This is a genomic window from Paenibacillus sp. HGF5 (assembly GCF_000204455.1).
Taxonomy (GTDB): domain Bacteria; phylum Bacillota; class Bacilli; order Paenibacillales; family Paenibacillaceae; genus Paenibacillus_AQ; species Paenibacillus_AQ lautus_A.
Map to the genome: position 1 here is coordinate 47,061 of NZ_AEXS01000074.1, position 16,075 is coordinate 63,135.

Genomic DNA, 16,075 nt, shown 5'->3' on the forward strand with positions numbered 1-16,075 from the left:
GCAACGTGATACCGCAGTATTTGATTGATTTTGAGCTGAACGATCTCCCGGTTGTAGAGACGGATGTCATCGTGATCGGTTCAGGCATTGCGGGTTTATATACGGCGATCATGGCAAGTGCGACTCAGAATGTGCTTTTGATTACGAAAAAATCACTCCTCGAGAGCAACACGCGTTATGCTCAAGGCGGGATCGCGGCCGTAACGGCCGAGGATGACTCGCCAGCATATCACCGTCAGGATACCCTCCTTGCAGGGGCCGGTTTATGTTCATCTGCCGCGGTGGATGTGCTTGTAAACGAGGGTCCCGTCGGGGTTCAGGAGCTGATTCGCCTCGGCACGACGTTTGATGTGGAGAACGGCGAGCTTGCATTGACCAAAGAAGGTGCGCACAGCCACCGACGGATCCTTCATGCCAACGGTGATGCTACCGGTTATGAAATTGTGCGCGCTCTTTCCATTCAGGTCGAAATGCTTCACAATATAAAGGTATGGGACGATCATTTTGTCATTGACCTGATTACCGAGCAGGGAGAGTGTCACGGCGCTTTGGTACAGATGCCGGATGGCAAGCGGGTATTCGTGCGCGGCCGTGCGACGATTATGTGTTCCGGCGGGGCCGGTCAGTTGTACCGGTACACGACCAATCCGGAGGTTGCGACCGCGGATGGCATCGCCATGGCTTATCGGGCAGGTGCAGAAATTCGGGATATGGAGTTTATCCAGTTTCATCCGACGGCGCTCAGCTATCCGGGCGCTCCCCGATTCCTGATATCAGAGGCGGTTCGCGGCGAAGGTGCCGTGCTTCGTAATATAAGAGGGGAACGGTTCATGCCGAAATACCATGAGTTACAGGAGCTCGCACCGCGGGATATCGTGGCACGGGCCATTGTCAGCGAAATGGAAGCGACGGGATCGACCTTCGTATATCTGGATATTACCCATGAGTCGCCGGAAATGGTCAAACATCGATTCCCTACGATTTATGAAACATGCATGCAGTATGGGCTGGATTTATCGTCCGATTGGATTCCGGTCTCCCCGGCTGCGCATTATATGATGGGGGGCATCAAGACCAACCTGCACGGCGAGAGCAGCGTGAAGCGGTTATTTGCTTGCGGAGAGGTCTCGTCTACCGGTGTTCACGGAGCGAACCGGTTGGCCAGCAACTCGCTTTCGGAGGCGGTCGTGTACGGCAGTCGGATTGTCGAGCGCATTAAGAGCCTCCCGGAACCCTCTGGGGATCCTCTTCGGGTATCATTCCATCTGGGCCGCAAGGACGCTCCGTCGCAAGCGATGGTGGAAAAACGCTTGAAGCTTCAGAAGGTCATGGTGCGTTATGCAGGACTTCGGAGAAATCGGGATACTCTAATAAGAGCAGCGGAAGAGCTTGGTCGTCAGCTGCCCTTGTTCCAATCGATGCTCTCCAAGCGTGAAGAATACGAATTTGCGAACATGCTGACTGCATCCCTGCTGGTGGTTCAAGGCGCGCTGGGACGGGAAGAAAGCCGGGGAGCTCACTATCGTGAGGATTATCCGGAGCGAAATGACAGCGAATGGCGCAAGCATATTGTGTTTATACGGGACCAAGAAATGACGGAGGAATTGAGCGATGATGTTTAACGGATACAACGATGGCCTTCTCCAGAGCATACGAACTTGGCTGCAGGAGGATATTGGGTCGGGGGACATTACGACCCTCACCACGATCGAGCCGGGTCACGAATCCAAAGGGGTTATCCATGCCAAAGAGGCAGGGATCGTGGCAGGCATGCCGGTGGCAGAGCTGGTATTCGAAACGGTAGATCCAACGCTTACGTTTACGGCATTGGTCCGTGACGGAGAAGTTGTGGAAAAAGGGACGATTCTCGCTGAGGTGGAAGGAAGCACCCATCGTATTTTGACAGGCGAGCGGCTCGCGTTAAATTTGCTTCAGCGTCTATCGGGCATTGCAACCAAAACACGTTCTTTTGTTGATGTGCTTGAGGGATTGCCGACAAGGCTGGTGGATACCCGGAAAACGACGCCAGGCCACCGGATGCTTGAGAAATATGCCGTGCGGGTCGGCGGCGGCGCGAATCATCGCTTCGGCCTGTACGATGCCGTCATGATCAAGGATAATCACATCAAGGGTGCGGGCGGAATCGCCCAGGCGGTCAGCCGGGCCAGAGCCCATATCCCGCACACCATGACGATCGAAGTTGAAACCGAGAGCCTGGCACAAGTGGAAGAAGCCTTGGCTGCAGGCGCGGATATTATCATGCTGGATAACATGAATCATGACATGATGATGGAGGCCGTGCGGAGAATCAAGGCCAAGTCGCCTCACGTTCGCGTTGAAGCGTCGGGGAACGTTACATTGGAGACCGTGCGCGGGATTGCGGAGACCGGGGTTGATGTCATTTCGGTTGGACGGCTGACGTATTCATTCCATAGTCTCGATATTAGTTTGGATCTGAATGCAAAGAAAGGAGGAGCAGAGGGTTGATTCTCGTTGTGGACGTAGGGAATACCAATATTGTGCTGGGTGTGTACCAGGGAAAGAAACTGCTGCATGATTTTCGGATCAGTACATCGCGTCAGTCTACCGTGGACGAATACGGTGTATTGATCCACAATTTGTTTCAAATGTCCAATATATTGGTAAGCCAAATAGAAGGCGTTATTGTCTCTTCCGTAGTTCCTCCGCTTGTGCGCGTGGTCGAGGAAATGTGCAATAAATATATTGGCAAGGCGCCCCTTATCGTTGGGCCGGGGATCAAAACCGGACTCAATCTGCGGTATGAGAATCCGCGCGAGGTGGGGGCTGACCGGATCGTGAATGCAGTAGCAGCCGTCGAGCAGTACGGGGGGCCGCTGATCGTAGTGGATTTCGGTACGGCGACGACGTTTGATTGCATTGATGAAGCTGGCAACTATCTGGGCGGCGTAATTGTGCCGGGCATTGGCATTGCCACGGAAGCCCTTGTACAGCGTGCTTCCAAGCTTCCTCGCGTAGAGCTCGAAAAGCCGAAAAAGGTGATTGGGCGCAACACCGTTCATGCCATGCAGGCCGGCATCGTATTCGGTTATGCAGGACAGGTCGATGGCCTGGTTAAACGCATAAAAGCCGAGATGGGAACGGACAATGTTAAGGTTATCGCCACGGGGGGAATGGCTGAGCTGATTGCCGGCGAAACGGAATCCATCGAAGAGATTTCTCCCCTCTTGACGCTGGAAGGCTTGCGTATTATTTACGAGCGTAACTAGAACCGGTATAAAACCGTTAGATATTACAAACAACCAGAAAGACAAGGAGGCCTCAAGATGGGTAATCAAAAAGACCGTATGCTGCGGGGAACGGCGTTAAACGGGAAAGTGCGGGCATTTGCCGTTCGGACAACCGATCTGGTGGAAGAGCTTCGCCGAAGACACGATACGTTCCCTGTCGTCACAGCCGCTTTGGGCCGCACCGTGTCAGCAGCAGCGATGATGGGAGCTATGCTGAAGGGAGATGAGCGTCTTAGCATTCAGGTTCGCGGCGATGGACCGATCGGTCTGATTGCGGCGGAGAGCAATGCCAAGGGCGAGGTACGCGGTTATGTCAAAAATCCGCATGTGGAGCTGACGAATATACGTCCGGGCAAGATGGACGTAGCCGCTGCGGTAGGGACCACCGGTCAGATTGATGTGGTCAAGGACTTCGGATTGAAGGAGCCTTACCGTGGCAGCGTGCCGATTATCTCGGGCGAGCTGGCTGAAGATTTCACGTATTATTTTGCTGTATCCGAACAGACCAACTCGGCGGTAAGCTTGGGCGTCCTGGTTTCGCCGGATTATTCCGTGGCCAATGCCGGCGGCTTCATCATTCAGCTTCTCCCCGGCGTTAGCGACGAAGAGATTACGGAGATCGAGCTGGCGTTAAGCAAGATTCCTCCGATCACCGAGATGCTGGAGGAAGGGCTGGATCTCGAGGATATCCTGAAACGCGTCGTTCCGGATGTGACGATTCTGGAGGAAACGGAAGTCTACTTCAGCTGCGACTGCTCCCATGAGCGGGTGGAGCGCGCACTGATCAGCCTGGGACGGGAAGAGCTTGAGCAGATGATCGAAGAGGACGGCAAAGCAGAGGTTTCCTGCCATTTTTGCAATGAACGATATACGTTTGACCGAGAACAGCTTAAATCCGTGCTAGAGCGGGCCAAATCTTAATGTTGGGATGAGCGACCGTGATGACGAGACAAGAGAAGGGATTGTGGGCGACCGTCATTGTCTTGACAGCATGCGTATTGGGTATGGGGGGCTGGATGCTGTTTTCCGGGGGCTTTTCGCAGGAGGCTTCTCCGCCGTGGAAAGCAGGTTCCCAGCCCGTTGCATCCATCCAGGACAGGGCGATTACCGAAGACGAGTGGGTTGACGAGCTGAAGAAGAGATATGGGCGCGAAATGCTGATGACCATGCTGAATCGGCACGCCGTGGCGCTGGAAGCGAAAGCGAAGGGCATTGATGTGACGGCAGCGGAAGTCGAGACGGAAATCGAAGTCATGAGCCGAAGCTATGGCTCTAAGGAACGGTTCTTATCGGAAATGGAAGATCAGCTTGGCATTACGGAGAGTGAGTTAAAGACGGAGACGACATATCGGCTCCTGCTTGAGAAAATTGCGACTTCCGATGTTCACATCGAGGAGCAGCAAATCGATTCGTATCTGGAACAGTACCCTGATCAATTTCGACCCAAGAAACAGCTGAATTTATCCATGATTGAAGTCGCTTCGGAAGATGAGGCGGAACGCGTCATGGATCGGTTGGAGAATGGGGAGGATTTTGCGGATCTCGCAGCTCAGGTATCCCTTGACGAGTACACTCGGGAAGACGGCGGACAGATCGGCTTGGTAGAAGAGGATGACCCTTTTTTGCCGCCAGAGCTGCTTGAAGCAGCGTTATCGCTCGAGCCCGGGGATATTGCGGGACCTGTATCGCTCACGGACACATATGCCATAGTATATGTTAAGGATATTATTGAGCCTCAAGCTCCTAGCGAGGAAAGTATCCGGAAGGCGGTTCGCAAGCAGCTGGCCCTGGAGCAGTCGGTGTCCTTATCGGAATTGGAGCGGCAGCTTCGCGAGAAATACGAGGCACGGATCAGTGCGGGTACGGTTACGCTGTAAATAGAGCAACAACATGAGGAAAGCTCGCTGTGGCGGAGAAAGATCTGGCTGCAGGAGCTTTTTTCGCTGTAGTTAATGCCTAAGCTTGGATGGCTGCGGAAAATTGGCGGTTATCCGGCATGAAGTCCTCCGAAGGATTTCGCGTTCGGCTCGTTCGTGAGTCGCAGGAAAATTCACCTAGAAATGTTGATTTTCGAGCAGCTGGATATTGACAATGGCCTGTAACGTTGATAAGATGAAGGTACAAAAACCTACCTTTTTACTCGGATATTGGAGAGCCATTGAACATCTGGAATTTTATTAATTTGCCGGCTCCCATTTTTTTAACATCGAGAACCTACAAATTCATGATTCGACATTCGAATGAATAACACCATTATGTATTCACTATTTTTATCCAGATCCATATTTAGAGGAGGTCTTCATTCATGGCAAAAGTCGTAAATAATGTGACAGAATTAATCGGTGAAACACCGCTCGTCCGTTTGAACCGGATCGTACCGGAGGATAGCGCAGAGATCTATCTGAAGCTGGAATACCAGAACCCGGGCGCCAGCGTTAAAGACCGGATCGCGATCAGCATCGTGGAAGAGGCAGAGAAGGATGGACGTTTGAAGCCGGGCGATACGATTATTGAAGCGACCAGCGGTAATACCGGCATCGGCTTAGCTATGGTGGCAGCGGCCAAAGGCTATAAAGCGGTTATCGTCATGCCTGAAACCATGAGCTTGGAGCGCCGGAACCTGCTGCGTGCTTACGGAGCGGAACTGGTCCTGACACCGGGATCGGAAGGAATGAACGGAGCCGTTAAGAAGGCCGAAGAAATCCTGAAGGAAAATGCCGGATTCTTCATGGCCGAGCAGTTCAAGAACCAAGCCAACGTGAAGATCCACCGTGAAACGACTGGTCCGGAAATCGTTGAAGCGATCCAATCGATCGGCGGTTCCCTGGATGCGTTCGTGGCTGGCATCGGAACAGGCGGTACGATTACAGGCGCTGGGGAAGTGCTGAAAGAGCAATACCCTGACATCAAGATTATTGCGGTGGAGCCTGCTGCATCGCCAATCCTTGCCGGTGGCAAGCCAGGCCCTCACAAAATCCAGGGCATTGGCGCAAACTTCATCCCGGAAATATTGAACCAAGAAGTCTACGATGAAATCGTCCATGTAGAGAATGACGATGCCTTTGAAACTTCCCGCCGCGTGGCGAAGGAAGAAGGCGTTCTTGGCGGTATTTCCTCCGGTGCGGCTGTATATGCTGCCTTGAAGGTCGCCAAAGAGCTTGGTAAAGGCAAGCGGGTTGTTGCTATCATTCCAAGTAACGGAGAGCGTTACCTGAGCACGCCGCTCTATAACTTCGAATAAAATGATCTGGAATAGGCTGTGCATTTTCATCTCACCCAAGTGAGGTAATGTACTGTGAGAAGGGAGCCCTCAATGTGTTTTTTATAGCATTGAGGGCTTTTTGCGTATACTACTCCCTAAGATAACGCTTTAATGGATTCAAGGGCTGACCGCTTCAAAAATTATTGTTGGACAAGCCTCTATTTAGGGTTTTCAAGAGAAGCGGGATACAGTATACTGACAGGCAACAGTAAGGCTTTTGAAGACTAAGGGAGGATCGGCATGGATAGAAGAGTGGAGCTGGCCCAGTGGCAGGCATGGGCTAAAGAGGGCTGGTCCGTCGTTCCCTATCTGGTTCAATATAAAGGAGCAACACGAGGATTACCCCTGTCATGGAGACATGCTTGGAAAGAAGCATCGCCTTATGCCTTTGTGCTGGAGAGCGGCAAGGGTGGACGCTACACGTATCTTGGGTTACGACCGGTGTCCATTTTGCAGGGAAAAGGAAGCCAGGGCGAGGTCGTCGAAATGTCAGGCGGATTGCGAACGCAGATAACGGGAGAGCCGCTGCATCTGTTGGAGCAGTGGATGAAAGCGTGGAAATCACCCCGAGTGCCGGGATGGCCGGACTTTCGGGGAGGCTGTGCAGGCTTTCTGAGCTACGATGTCATCCGCTCGATCGAGCAGCTGCCCGTGATGGCAAAGGATGAGCCCGGCTTTCCGGATTATTTGTGGATGCGCATGGAAGAAGTCTGGATTTACGATCATGCGGATGACAGCCTATACTGCTCGGTGCATGTTCCTCTGCCTTGGGCTTTCGGGAGCGGGGAAGATTCGAAGGAAGCGACGGCGATTGAGGATTCAGCGGATGTTTCTGAAGGTTCGGAGCTCTCACAGGGGCAGGAAGGGATTTTGGAGGAATTATATGAGAAGGCCGGCTTAAGAGCCGAATCGATGCTCTCCCAATGGAATCAAATGTACGGAACGGGACCAGAGAACGATTCGAGATCAGAAGATGAACGGATGCGGCAGGAACGATGGAAGAAAGCGCAGGAGCTGTCAGGGCCGAATGTGGAGGTCTGGGATCGGCTGGAGATTGATTTTTCGCAGGAAGCGTTCGAGCAGGCGGTTCTCTCGATCCAAGAATATATTCGGCAGGGCGATGTTTTTCAGGTCAACTTGTCTCTTCGCCGGCATCTGCAGCTCCATGCGGAACCTTCCGATATTTTCGAGTGGCTGCGCATTCTGAACCCTTCGCCTTATATGGGGTATTTATCCTCGCCAGGCTTCAGTTTGGCTAGCGGCTCACCGGAATTGCTGGTGAAGCTGGATGGCGATACCGTGTCAGCCCGGCCGATCGCGGGTACCCGGCGCCGGGGGAGAAATCCGGAAGAGGACGCGGCCATGGAAGCGGAGCTGCTTGGCAGCGAGAAGGAACGGGCTGAGCATATTATGCTGGTCGACCTGGAGCGGAATGACATCGGCCGCATAGCCGCATACGGGACGGTGCATGTTCCGGAGCTGATGACCGTGGAGAGGTACTCGCATGTCATGCATTTGGTGTCCCAAGTGGAAGGGCGGATTGCTGAGGGCAACAATGCATATGATGTCATTGCGGCAGCGTTCCCTGGCGGCACCATTACCGGCGCGCCCAAAATCAGGACCATGGAAATCATCGAAGAGCTGGAGCCCGTGACGCGGGGGCCTTATACCGGCTCCATGGGCTGGATCGATTATAACGGCGATATGGAGCTTAACATTATTATCCGGACCCTCGCCGTGAAGGATGGGGTCGGTTACATTCAGACAGGTGCTGGGATCGTCATTGATTCCGATCCTTATCGGGAATACCGGGAGTGCCATAACAAGGCCAAAGCTTTGATAGCGGCGCTGATGTGCAGTGAAGAAGAAGCCGCAGCGGCAGCTGCCTATATAGGGGGAAAATAACATGATACTTGTCATCGACAATTATGATTCGTTTACGTATAACCTGGTTCAATATTTGGGGGAGCTCGGCGAGGAAGTCAAGGTTTACCGGAATGATGAGATCGACATCGCCGGCATCGAAGCGTTGGCGCCGGACCATATCCTGATATCGCCGGGACCGTGCACGCCGAATGAAGCGGGCATCAGTCTGGACGTGATTTCGCATTTCAAAGGGATCATTCCGATCTTCGGCGTCTGCCTCGGCCATCAGGCGATCGGGCAGGCCTTTGGCGGCAACGTCATTCGTGCGGAGCGCCTCATGCATGGGAAAACATCCGCCATCCAGCACACAGGAGAGTCGGTCTTCGAAGGTTTGCCGGTTCCGTTCACCGCAACGCGATATCACTCGCTGATCGTTGAGAAGGAGACCCTCCCCGAGGAGCTGGAGATTACCGCCTGGACGGAAGAGGGCGAAATCATGGGGCTGCGGCACAAGCATTATCCCGTGGAAGGCGTACAGTTTCATCCGGAATCCATCATTACCGACCATGGACATCAGATGCTGCGCAACTTCCTGAAGCGCACGGCTGGCGCCAAGGCATGAAATATATAGGCATGAACGGCGGCATCGTTGAAGCTGCCGACGCGGTCATACCTGTGATGGATCATGGGCTTTTGTACGGAATGGGTCTATTTGAAACCTTTCGCACATATCAAGGGAAGCCCTTTTTGCTAGAGCGGCATTTGAACCGGCTGACGGACAGCTGCCGGGAGCTCGGAATCGCCCACAAGGCGGATGCCGAGAGGATCAGCGGCTGGATTGCGGAGCTGATGGAGGCGAACGGCCTTCAGGATGCCTATATACGGTACACCGTAACCGCAGGAAAAGGCTTGCTCGGTTTGCCTGCAGGAGATTATGCGAAGCCGGCCGAGATATTATTCGCCAAGGAGCTGCCGGCCGCCAATGCTGCGCTCTACGAGACTGGCAGAGCCATGAGGCTGCTGTCCCTACCGCGGAACACGCCGGAATCATCGATCCGGATGAAATCCCTGCATTATATGAACAATATACTCGCAAAGCGGGAATTGGCAAGATATCCGGAACCATCGGGTGGTCCGGCAGAGGGGCTGATGTTAACTTCGGCGGGAGACGTGGCCGAAGGCATCGTCAGCAACGTCTTTTTCGTCAAGAAAGGGTGTTTATATACGCCGGAGGTGGGTACGGGCATTTTGCCGGGGATTACCCGGGCGGTGGTGCTGGAATTGGCTGCCGATCTTGGCATTGAGGCCGAAGAAGGCCGTTACGATTGGGATGTATTTGCCGGAGCGAATGAAATATTTACGACAGGCTCTGTTCAGGAGATTGTTCCGGTCACGACGTTGATTGGAGTTGAAGGTGAGGCACTGACCATTGGACAAGGAGTGGCTGGCCCGATAACCCGTACATTGCTGTATGCGTATAGAAGGAAAGCAGGGCTTGATATATGAAAACAACCATCTATGAACGTGAATATCGTTTGAGCAAGGACGCTTCGTTAAAGCTCGGTCAGTCGACGCTCATTATGGGCATATTGAATGTGACGCCGGATTCGTTCTCGGACGGAGGCCGCTATAACGACACGGAGCGAGCCGTGGAGCATGCGCTTCAGCTGATTGAGGAGGGAGCCGACATCATCGATATCGGCGGGGAATCGACGCGGCCGGGACACGAGCCGGTTGGAGCTTCAGAGGAGCTTGCCCGCGTAATCCCGGTTATTGAAGCTATTCACCGGCACGCGCCGCAAATTCCGTTGTCGATTGACACCTATAAAGCGGAAGTGGCGCGCCAGGCTATTGGAGCGGGGGCTCATATCATCAATGATATCTGGGGCTTTAAAGACGATCCTGATATGCCTAAGACGGCGGCAAAGCTTGGATGCCCCGTCATTCTTATGCATAATCGCCGCGATCGAAATTACACGAATTTAATAGAAGACGTAAAACGCGATTTGCTGGAAAGCGTCGAAATTGCGCGCGCTGCCGGTGTGCAGGATCACCAAATTTTACTTGATCCGGGCATCGGGTTTGCTAAGGACTATGATGAGAACATGAAAGTGATGGCATCTCTCGATCAGCTTGTGGGGCTGGGGTTTCCGGTACTGCTGGCTACCTCCCGCAAAAGGTTTATCCAAACCGCGCTTGGCGCTCCGGCACAAGACGTGCTTGAAGGAACGGCAGCCACCGTCGCATACGGGATTGCGCAAGGCTGTCAGATCGTTCGGGTGCACGACGTGAAGCATATGAAACGGACAGCCATGATGTGCGATGCCATGACTTACGCTTCAACGGAGCTTCAACGCAACTAATTTTTTGGGATCAAGGATGGAAGGGCGGAGTACGAGATGGATAAAATGATACTGAGCCGCATGGAATACTACGGTTACCACGGTGTGTTTGAGGAAGAGCGGAAGCTGGGCCAACGTTTCTATGTGGATCTTGAGCTGGAGATGGATTTAAGCAAAGCCGCGAAGACGGATGATCTGACGTTAACGGTAAATTATGCCGAAATTCACGAACTCCTGCTGGAGATTATGCGGACGGAGTCGTTCCGCCTGATTGAAGCTTTAGCGGAGCATATTGCATCTAAGGTATTGGACACTTATACTATTATCGATGCTTTAACGGTCCGATTGACGAAGCCGCACCCGCCTTTTGACATTCATTTTGAAGGTGTGACCATTGAGCTGCACCGGACCAGGAAGTGAGACGATCATGAATTCACACGCCACCTCTGAGTGTTCAGAGGCTTATATTGCTTTAGGGGCCAATTTGGGAGACCGCGAGGGGAACCTGATGGAGGCTTTGGAACGGTTGGATGAAGTGCCAGGCATTGAGGTAGAGCGCGTATCCAATCTGTATGAGACCGAACCGGTCGGTTACGTGGATCAGCCGATGTTCCTTAATATGGCCGCAGCCGTGTCGACATCGCTGAGTCCTCATGAGCTGCTTGCCGTAATGCAGCAAATCGAGAAACAGCTCGGCCGGGTCCGTCATATTCACTGGGGACCGCGGACGGTGGATCTGGATCTGCTATGGATGGAAGGACGCCGTCTGGATACGCCGGACCTCGTTCTGCCGCATCCCCGCATGCAGGAACGGGCTTTCGTTCTCAGGCCGCTGGCCGATATCGTGTCTGAGCTTGAACCTTCTGGTCTGTACCCCGTGGTGAAGACAGCACTTGAGAACCTGGAAGGAAAGGAAGGAATTCAGCTTTGGAAAACAAGCAGCTGGCGCAGCGTATCCGCGCTTTCCGAAAATTGAAGGGTTTGACCCAGCAAGAGCTCGCCGAGCGATCCGGTATTTCTCTGGCTGTTCTTGGCGCCATCGAGCGGGGGAACCGTCGTGCCGAGGAGCAGATGCTGGCTCAGATTGCCGACGTGCTGGAGATTACGTTGCAGGAGCTTAAAGAACGGAACTAGATTATCTATCGTGAAGGCGATTCAGGTTTATTTTTTTGAAACCCTGCCATTAATATAGGAAGATGTCTTTTGGATGGGATCTACAAGAATGAGTAAATGTTGCGGACTGGACGATTGCGCGATTCATGGGTATGATGGTTTGGTTTGAAACTTAGGGATCTCACGCTCAAGAAGCGGGATCCTTCGACTATAAATATTTGAAAACAAAGGAGGGGTACATGGAATGGATCAATTGAAAATCGGAAACGTTGAAATGAAAAACCAAGTGGTTCTGGCGCCGATGGCTGGCGTGTGCAATCCGGCGTTCCGATTGATCGCCAAGGAATTCGGCACCGGTCTGGTCTGCGCCGAAATGGTCAGCGGCAAGGCGATCGTTCACGGCAACAAGCGCACCCAGGAAATGCTGTTCGTCGACGAGCGGGAGAAGCCGTTGAGCCTGCAAATTTTTGGCGGCGACCGCGTATCCCTGGTGGAAGCGGCCAAAGTCGTCGATCAGCAGACCAATGCCGATATCATCGACATCAACATGGGCTGCCCTGCACCGAAGGTAACGAAGATGGATGCGGGAGCGCGCTGGCTTCTGGATTCGAACAAAATCTATGAGATGGTCGCGGCGGTTGTCGATGCCGTGAACAAACCGGTCACGGTGAAGATGCGCACAGGCTGGGATAGTGATCATATCTACGCTGTCGAAAATGCGCAGGCTGTCGAACGGGCGGGCGGTCAAGCCGTCAGCGTTCACGGACGTACGCGCGAGCAGCTCTACACCGGGCATGCAGATTGGGACATCATTCGCCAAGTGAAAGAAGCCGTCTCCATTCCGGTTATCGGCAACGGCGACGTAGTGACGCCGGAAGATGCACGACGGATGCTGGATACGACGGGATGCGATGGCGTCATGATCGGTCGTGGAGCGCTGGGCAATCCTTGGATGCTGTACCGTACCGTGGAATACCTGAAGACGGGCCAGCTGCTGTCGGATCCGTCTCCCCAGGAGAAAATCCGGATTGCCATCCTGCATATGGACCGGCTGATCGCCCTGCGCGGCGAAGCGGTAGCGGTTAGGGAGATGCGCAAGCATCTTTCCTGGTACTTGAAAGGGCTCAAGGGATCGGCTCGCATTAAAGATATTATTATGGAAGAAACGAAGCGCGATGAATTGGTCAGCCTTCTGAACAACTTTGTGAACAATCTGGAGGTCCATGAAGAATCGGCAAAAAGCGTATACCCTCAAGCCGCTGCGGCGATTGGATGATACGAGGTGCAGGCTGTTAACGGTTGCGTATATGCGACATCCGTGACAGCCTTTGCGCGCATTGACTTTTTGAAATGGTTCCCATATAATCTTTCAGTATAAATTCAAGAAATTGAGCAGGCATCAGGGGGAAGTTCTGATCCCCAAGAATTCGCATATAGTATGTTGATACCATGGTTTAAATTATTTACATGACAGGAGAATCGGTTAATGAGCGATAAAGAAGTCATTCTTACCCAGGACGGTCTGAAGAAACTGGAGGACGAACTTGAGAATCTGAAGTCTGTGAAGCGCCGCGAGGTGGCTGAGCGGATTAAAGTTGCCATCGGTTATGGCGATATTAGTGAAAACTCCGAATATGAAGACGCCAAGAACGAGCAAGCCTTTATCGAAGGCCGGATTATTACGCTGGAGAAAATGCTCCGCAATGCGCGCATCATCAACAACGATGATATCAATACCGATGTAGTCGGCGTGGGCAACACGGTGATCGTGGAGGATTTGGAATTTGGCGACACGATGGAATATACCATTGTAGGTACGGCCGAATCGGATCCGCTTAACAACAAAATCTCGAACGAGAGCCCTGTCGGCAAAGCGATTATCGGCAAGCAAAAAGGATCGGTTGTGGATGTTAACGTTCCTGCGGGCGTTATTCAATATAAAATTGTAGACATTAAGAAGTAAGTCGGAATGTGGTGTAGAAAGCTTCCTTCGGGGGGCTTTTTTAAATAGGTTAGGGCCGGGTTGAGGGCTTAATGGATTGATGGCATGTCTTGAAATGGCTGCCCTACCGTTAAGTCCTTGCCGAATGTGTACGGGATTCACAATGGAAGCGAAATGAAGGAGATGAATGACGATGACGGAAGAAATGAACAACCAGGAACAAGAACAGGAGTTAAGTGAGCTTTTGCAAATCCGCCGCAACAAATTGGACGAGCTTCGCAAGCTGGGCATCGATCCGTTTGGCGGAAAATACGAAAGAGAACATCACGCAGGTGATATTCTGAAACAGTACGACGAGCTCTCCAAGGAAGAGTTGGAAGAGAAGCAGGTGGAAGTGAACCTGGCTGGACGAATTATGGCTAAACGCGGCATGGGCAAGGCTTCTTTTGCCCATATTCAGGATTTGAGCGGCCGGATTCAGATTTATGTTCGCCAGGATTCCGTTGCAGAAGCGCAGTATGAAGCATTCAGCATCCTTGATCTGGGTGACATCATCGGGGTAAAAGGGGTCTTGTTCAAGACCAAGACCGGTGAAACTACCGTAAAAGTGAAGGAACTGGAGGTTCTTTCGAAATCGCTGTATCCGCTCCCTGAGAAATTCCATGGTTTGAAGGATGTAGAGCTCCGTTATCGTCAGCGTTACGTCGACCTGATCATCAATCCCGATGTGCAGAAAACCTTCATTACCCGTTCCCGGATTATCCAATCGATGCGCCGTTACCTGGATTCCCAAGGCTATCTTGAGGTGGAGACCCCGACCTTGCATTCCATCGCTGGCGGTGCGGCGGCACGCCCGTTCATCACGCATCATAATGCGCTCGATATGGAACTGTATATGCGGATCGCAATTGAGCTCCATCTGAAGCGCCTGATTGTGGGCGGACTTGAAAAAGTGTACGAAATTGGCCGCGTATACCGGAATGAAGGGATCTCTACCCGTCATAATCCAGAGTTTACGATGATTGAGCTTTATGAAGCTTATGCGGACTACAAAGATATTATGGCACTGACTGAGAATCTGATTGCCCATATCGCCCAAGAGGTGCTGGGCACCCAAGTCATTTCCTATCAAGGGCATGAAGTGGACCTGACGCCGCAGTGGCGCCGCGTATCCATGGTGGATGCGGTAAAAGAAGTTGTCGGCGTAGACTTCAGCGTGGATATGTCCAACGAGGAAGCGCATCGTCTTGCCAAAGAACACAAAGTTCCGGTTGAGCCGCATATGACATTTGGTCATATTTTGAACGCGTTCTTTGAGCAATTCGTAGAAGAGACGCTGATTCAGCCGACGTTCGTAACCGGTCACCCGGTTGAGATTTCGCCGCTGGCGAAGAAGAATGACGTGGATCCGCGGTTCACGGATCGCTTTGAGCTATTTATCGTGGCGCGCGAACACGCCAATGCATTCTCGGAGCTCAATGATCCGATTGACCAGCGTCAGCGTTTTGAAGCGCAGATGAAGGAGAAAGAGCAGGGCAATGACGAAGCGCACGAGATGGATGAAGATTTCCTGCGTGCCCTGGAATATGGCATGCCGCCAACTGGCGGACTTGGCATCGGGATTGATCGTCTGATCATGCTTCTGACCAACTCCCCGTCCATTCGCGATGTCTTGCTGTTCCCGCACATGCGTAATAAGGAGTAGGTTTTGAAGGTTTTGCTCCTTTCATAGATAGAAAAGAGGCAGTTGGCTATATCTTTCTATAGTCGACTGCCTCTTTTGTGCATAGAGCGCGTTTTTGTTATGAATGAAAAGCTGTGCTACATTCACTTGGTACAATGCATCGACACGTAATGGCCTGGGTGTTTTGGCGTGTACTGCTTGGCGCCTATGATACTTGGCTAGGGAACCAACACGAACGGAGCAGCTAAAGATGATGGCCTGCAGTGGACCGTCATTCTGGAGACTCATATACAGCTTCAGTTATACCCTATGCCCCGAGAGGCAGACGGAATTAGATGGACTTAAAGAGTCATTTAAGGCAAGCAAACGGGTGTATAATTTTACCTTATTCTTAATTTGCGAAAAAGGGTTGCATATAGGCGAATGCCATGGTATATTATATTTCCGGCCAAGAAATACGGCCTGGAACAAACGCTTGGATCAACAAGCCAAAATGAATTTGAAAAATAAATTCAAAAAAAGCTTGCAATGATCGAGTGGGTGTGATAAGATATAAGAGTTGCTAACGAGATAACTTGTTGGTGACAAACAAAGAAG

The 16,075-nt window shown here is 52.3% G+C and carries 16 protein-coding genes; all 16 read left to right on the plus strand.

Going from position 1 to position 16,075, the window contains the following annotated elements; genetic code table 11:
• Positions 1–5 precede the first annotated feature (5 nt).
• A complete protein-coding gene (gene nadB / locus HMPREF9412_RS12690; RefSeq protein ID WP_009591934.1) occupies positions 6–1,622 on the plus strand; it encodes an L-aspartate oxidase in 1,617 nt (538 codons plus the stop codon).
• Positions 1,612–2,487: a carboxylating nicotinate-nucleotide diphosphorylase gene (nadC, locus tag HMPREF9412_RS12695; RefSeq protein ID WP_009591946.1), complete on the plus strand. Its 876-nt coding sequence runs from the start codon at positions 1,612–1,614 to the stop codon at positions 2,485–2,487. Before nadB ends, nadC begins: the two co-directional genes overlap by 11 nt.
• On the plus strand, positions 2,484–3,248 hold the full coding sequence (locus HMPREF9412_RS12700) for a type III pantothenate kinase (protein WP_009591942.1): 765 nt from the start codon (positions 2,484–2,486) through the stop codon (positions 3,246–3,248). Before nadC ends, HMPREF9412_RS12700 begins: the two co-directional genes overlap by 4 nt.
• A gap of 57 nt (positions 3,249–3,305) precedes the next feature.
• Entirely contained in the window at positions 3,306–4,190 is an 885-nt protein-coding gene (hslO, locus tag HMPREF9412_RS12705; protein ID WP_009591925.1) for an Hsp33 family molecular chaperone HslO, read from the plus strand.
• 20 nt (positions 4,191–4,210) lie between these two features.
• Positions 4,211–5,146: a peptidylprolyl isomerase gene (locus HMPREF9412_RS12710; protein ID WP_009591916.1), complete on the plus strand. Its 936-nt coding sequence runs from the start codon at positions 4,211–4,213 to the stop codon at positions 5,144–5,146.
• Positions 5,147–5,574: 428 nt separating this feature from the next.
• Positions 5,575–6,510, plus strand: coding sequence for a cysteine synthase A (gene cysK, locus HMPREF9412_RS12715; protein WP_009591941.1), 936 nt, complete (start codon positions 5,575–5,577; stop codon positions 6,508–6,510).
• Between the two features lie 261 nt (positions 6,511–6,771).
• Complete coding sequence (locus tag HMPREF9412_RS12720) at positions 6,772–8,436, plus strand: anthranilate synthase component I family protein (RefSeq protein WP_009591921.1); 1,665 nt, start codon at positions 6,772–6,774, stop codon at positions 8,434–8,436.
• Between the two features lies 1 nt (position 8,437).
• A complete protein-coding gene (pabA, locus tag HMPREF9412_RS12725; protein WP_009591892.1) occupies positions 8,438–9,019 on the plus strand; it encodes an aminodeoxychorismate/anthranilate synthase component II in 582 nt (193 codons plus the stop codon).
• Complete coding sequence (locus HMPREF9412_RS12730) at positions 9,016–9,903, plus strand: aminotransferase class IV (RefSeq protein ID WP_009591923.1); 888 nt, start codon at positions 9,016–9,018, stop codon at positions 9,901–9,903. The genes pabA and HMPREF9412_RS12730 overlap by 4 nt, the downstream gene beginning before the upstream one ends.
• Positions 9,900–10,760 carry a dihydropteroate synthase gene (gene folP / locus HMPREF9412_RS12735; RefSeq protein ID WP_009591924.1) on the plus strand — a complete coding sequence of 287 codons (861 nt, stop codon included), beginning with the start codon at positions 9,900–9,902 and terminating at the stop codon, positions 10,758–10,760. The genes HMPREF9412_RS12730 and folP overlap by 4 nt, the downstream gene beginning before the upstream one ends.
• Positions 10,761–10,796: 36 nt before the next feature.
• The gene (folB, locus tag HMPREF9412_RS12740; protein WP_009591901.1) at positions 10,797–11,159 is read left to right on the plus strand and encodes a dihydroneopterin aldolase; all 363 of its coding nucleotides are present in this window, start codon (positions 10,797–10,799) and stop codon (positions 11,157–11,159) included.
• Between the two features lie 7 nt (positions 11,160–11,166).
• Positions 11,167–11,715 (plus strand): 2-amino-4-hydroxy-6-hydroxymethyldihydropteridine diphosphokinase, encoded by a 549-nt coding sequence (folK, locus tag HMPREF9412_RS12745; RefSeq protein ID WP_036672070.1) that lies wholly within the window; start codon positions 11,167–11,169, stop codon positions 11,713–11,715.
• On the plus strand, positions 11,667–11,873 hold the full coding sequence (locus HMPREF9412_RS12750) for a helix-turn-helix domain-containing protein (protein ID WP_009591935.1): 207 nt from the start codon (positions 11,667–11,669) through the stop codon (positions 11,871–11,873). Before folK ends, HMPREF9412_RS12750 begins: the two co-directional genes overlap by 49 nt.
• A 223-nt stretch (positions 11,874–12,096) precedes the next feature.
• Positions 12,097–13,128: a tRNA dihydrouridine synthase DusB gene (dusB, locus tag HMPREF9412_RS12755; RefSeq protein ID WP_009591922.1), complete on the plus strand. Its 1,032-nt coding sequence runs from the start codon at positions 12,097–12,099 to the stop codon at positions 13,126–13,128.
• A 210-nt stretch (positions 13,129–13,338) separates the two neighbouring features.
• Complete coding sequence (gene greA / locus HMPREF9412_RS12760) at positions 13,339–13,815, plus strand: transcription elongation factor GreA (RefSeq protein WP_009591919.1); 477 nt, start codon at positions 13,339–13,341, stop codon at positions 13,813–13,815.
• Positions 13,816–13,987: 172 nt separating this feature from the next.
• Positions 13,988–15,499, plus strand: a complete 1,512-nt coding sequence (lysS, locus tag HMPREF9412_RS12765) for a lysine--tRNA ligase (RefSeq protein WP_012818337.1) — start codon at positions 13,988–13,990, stop codon at positions 15,497–15,499.
• The last annotated feature ends 576 nt before the right edge of the window (positions 15,500–16,075 follow it).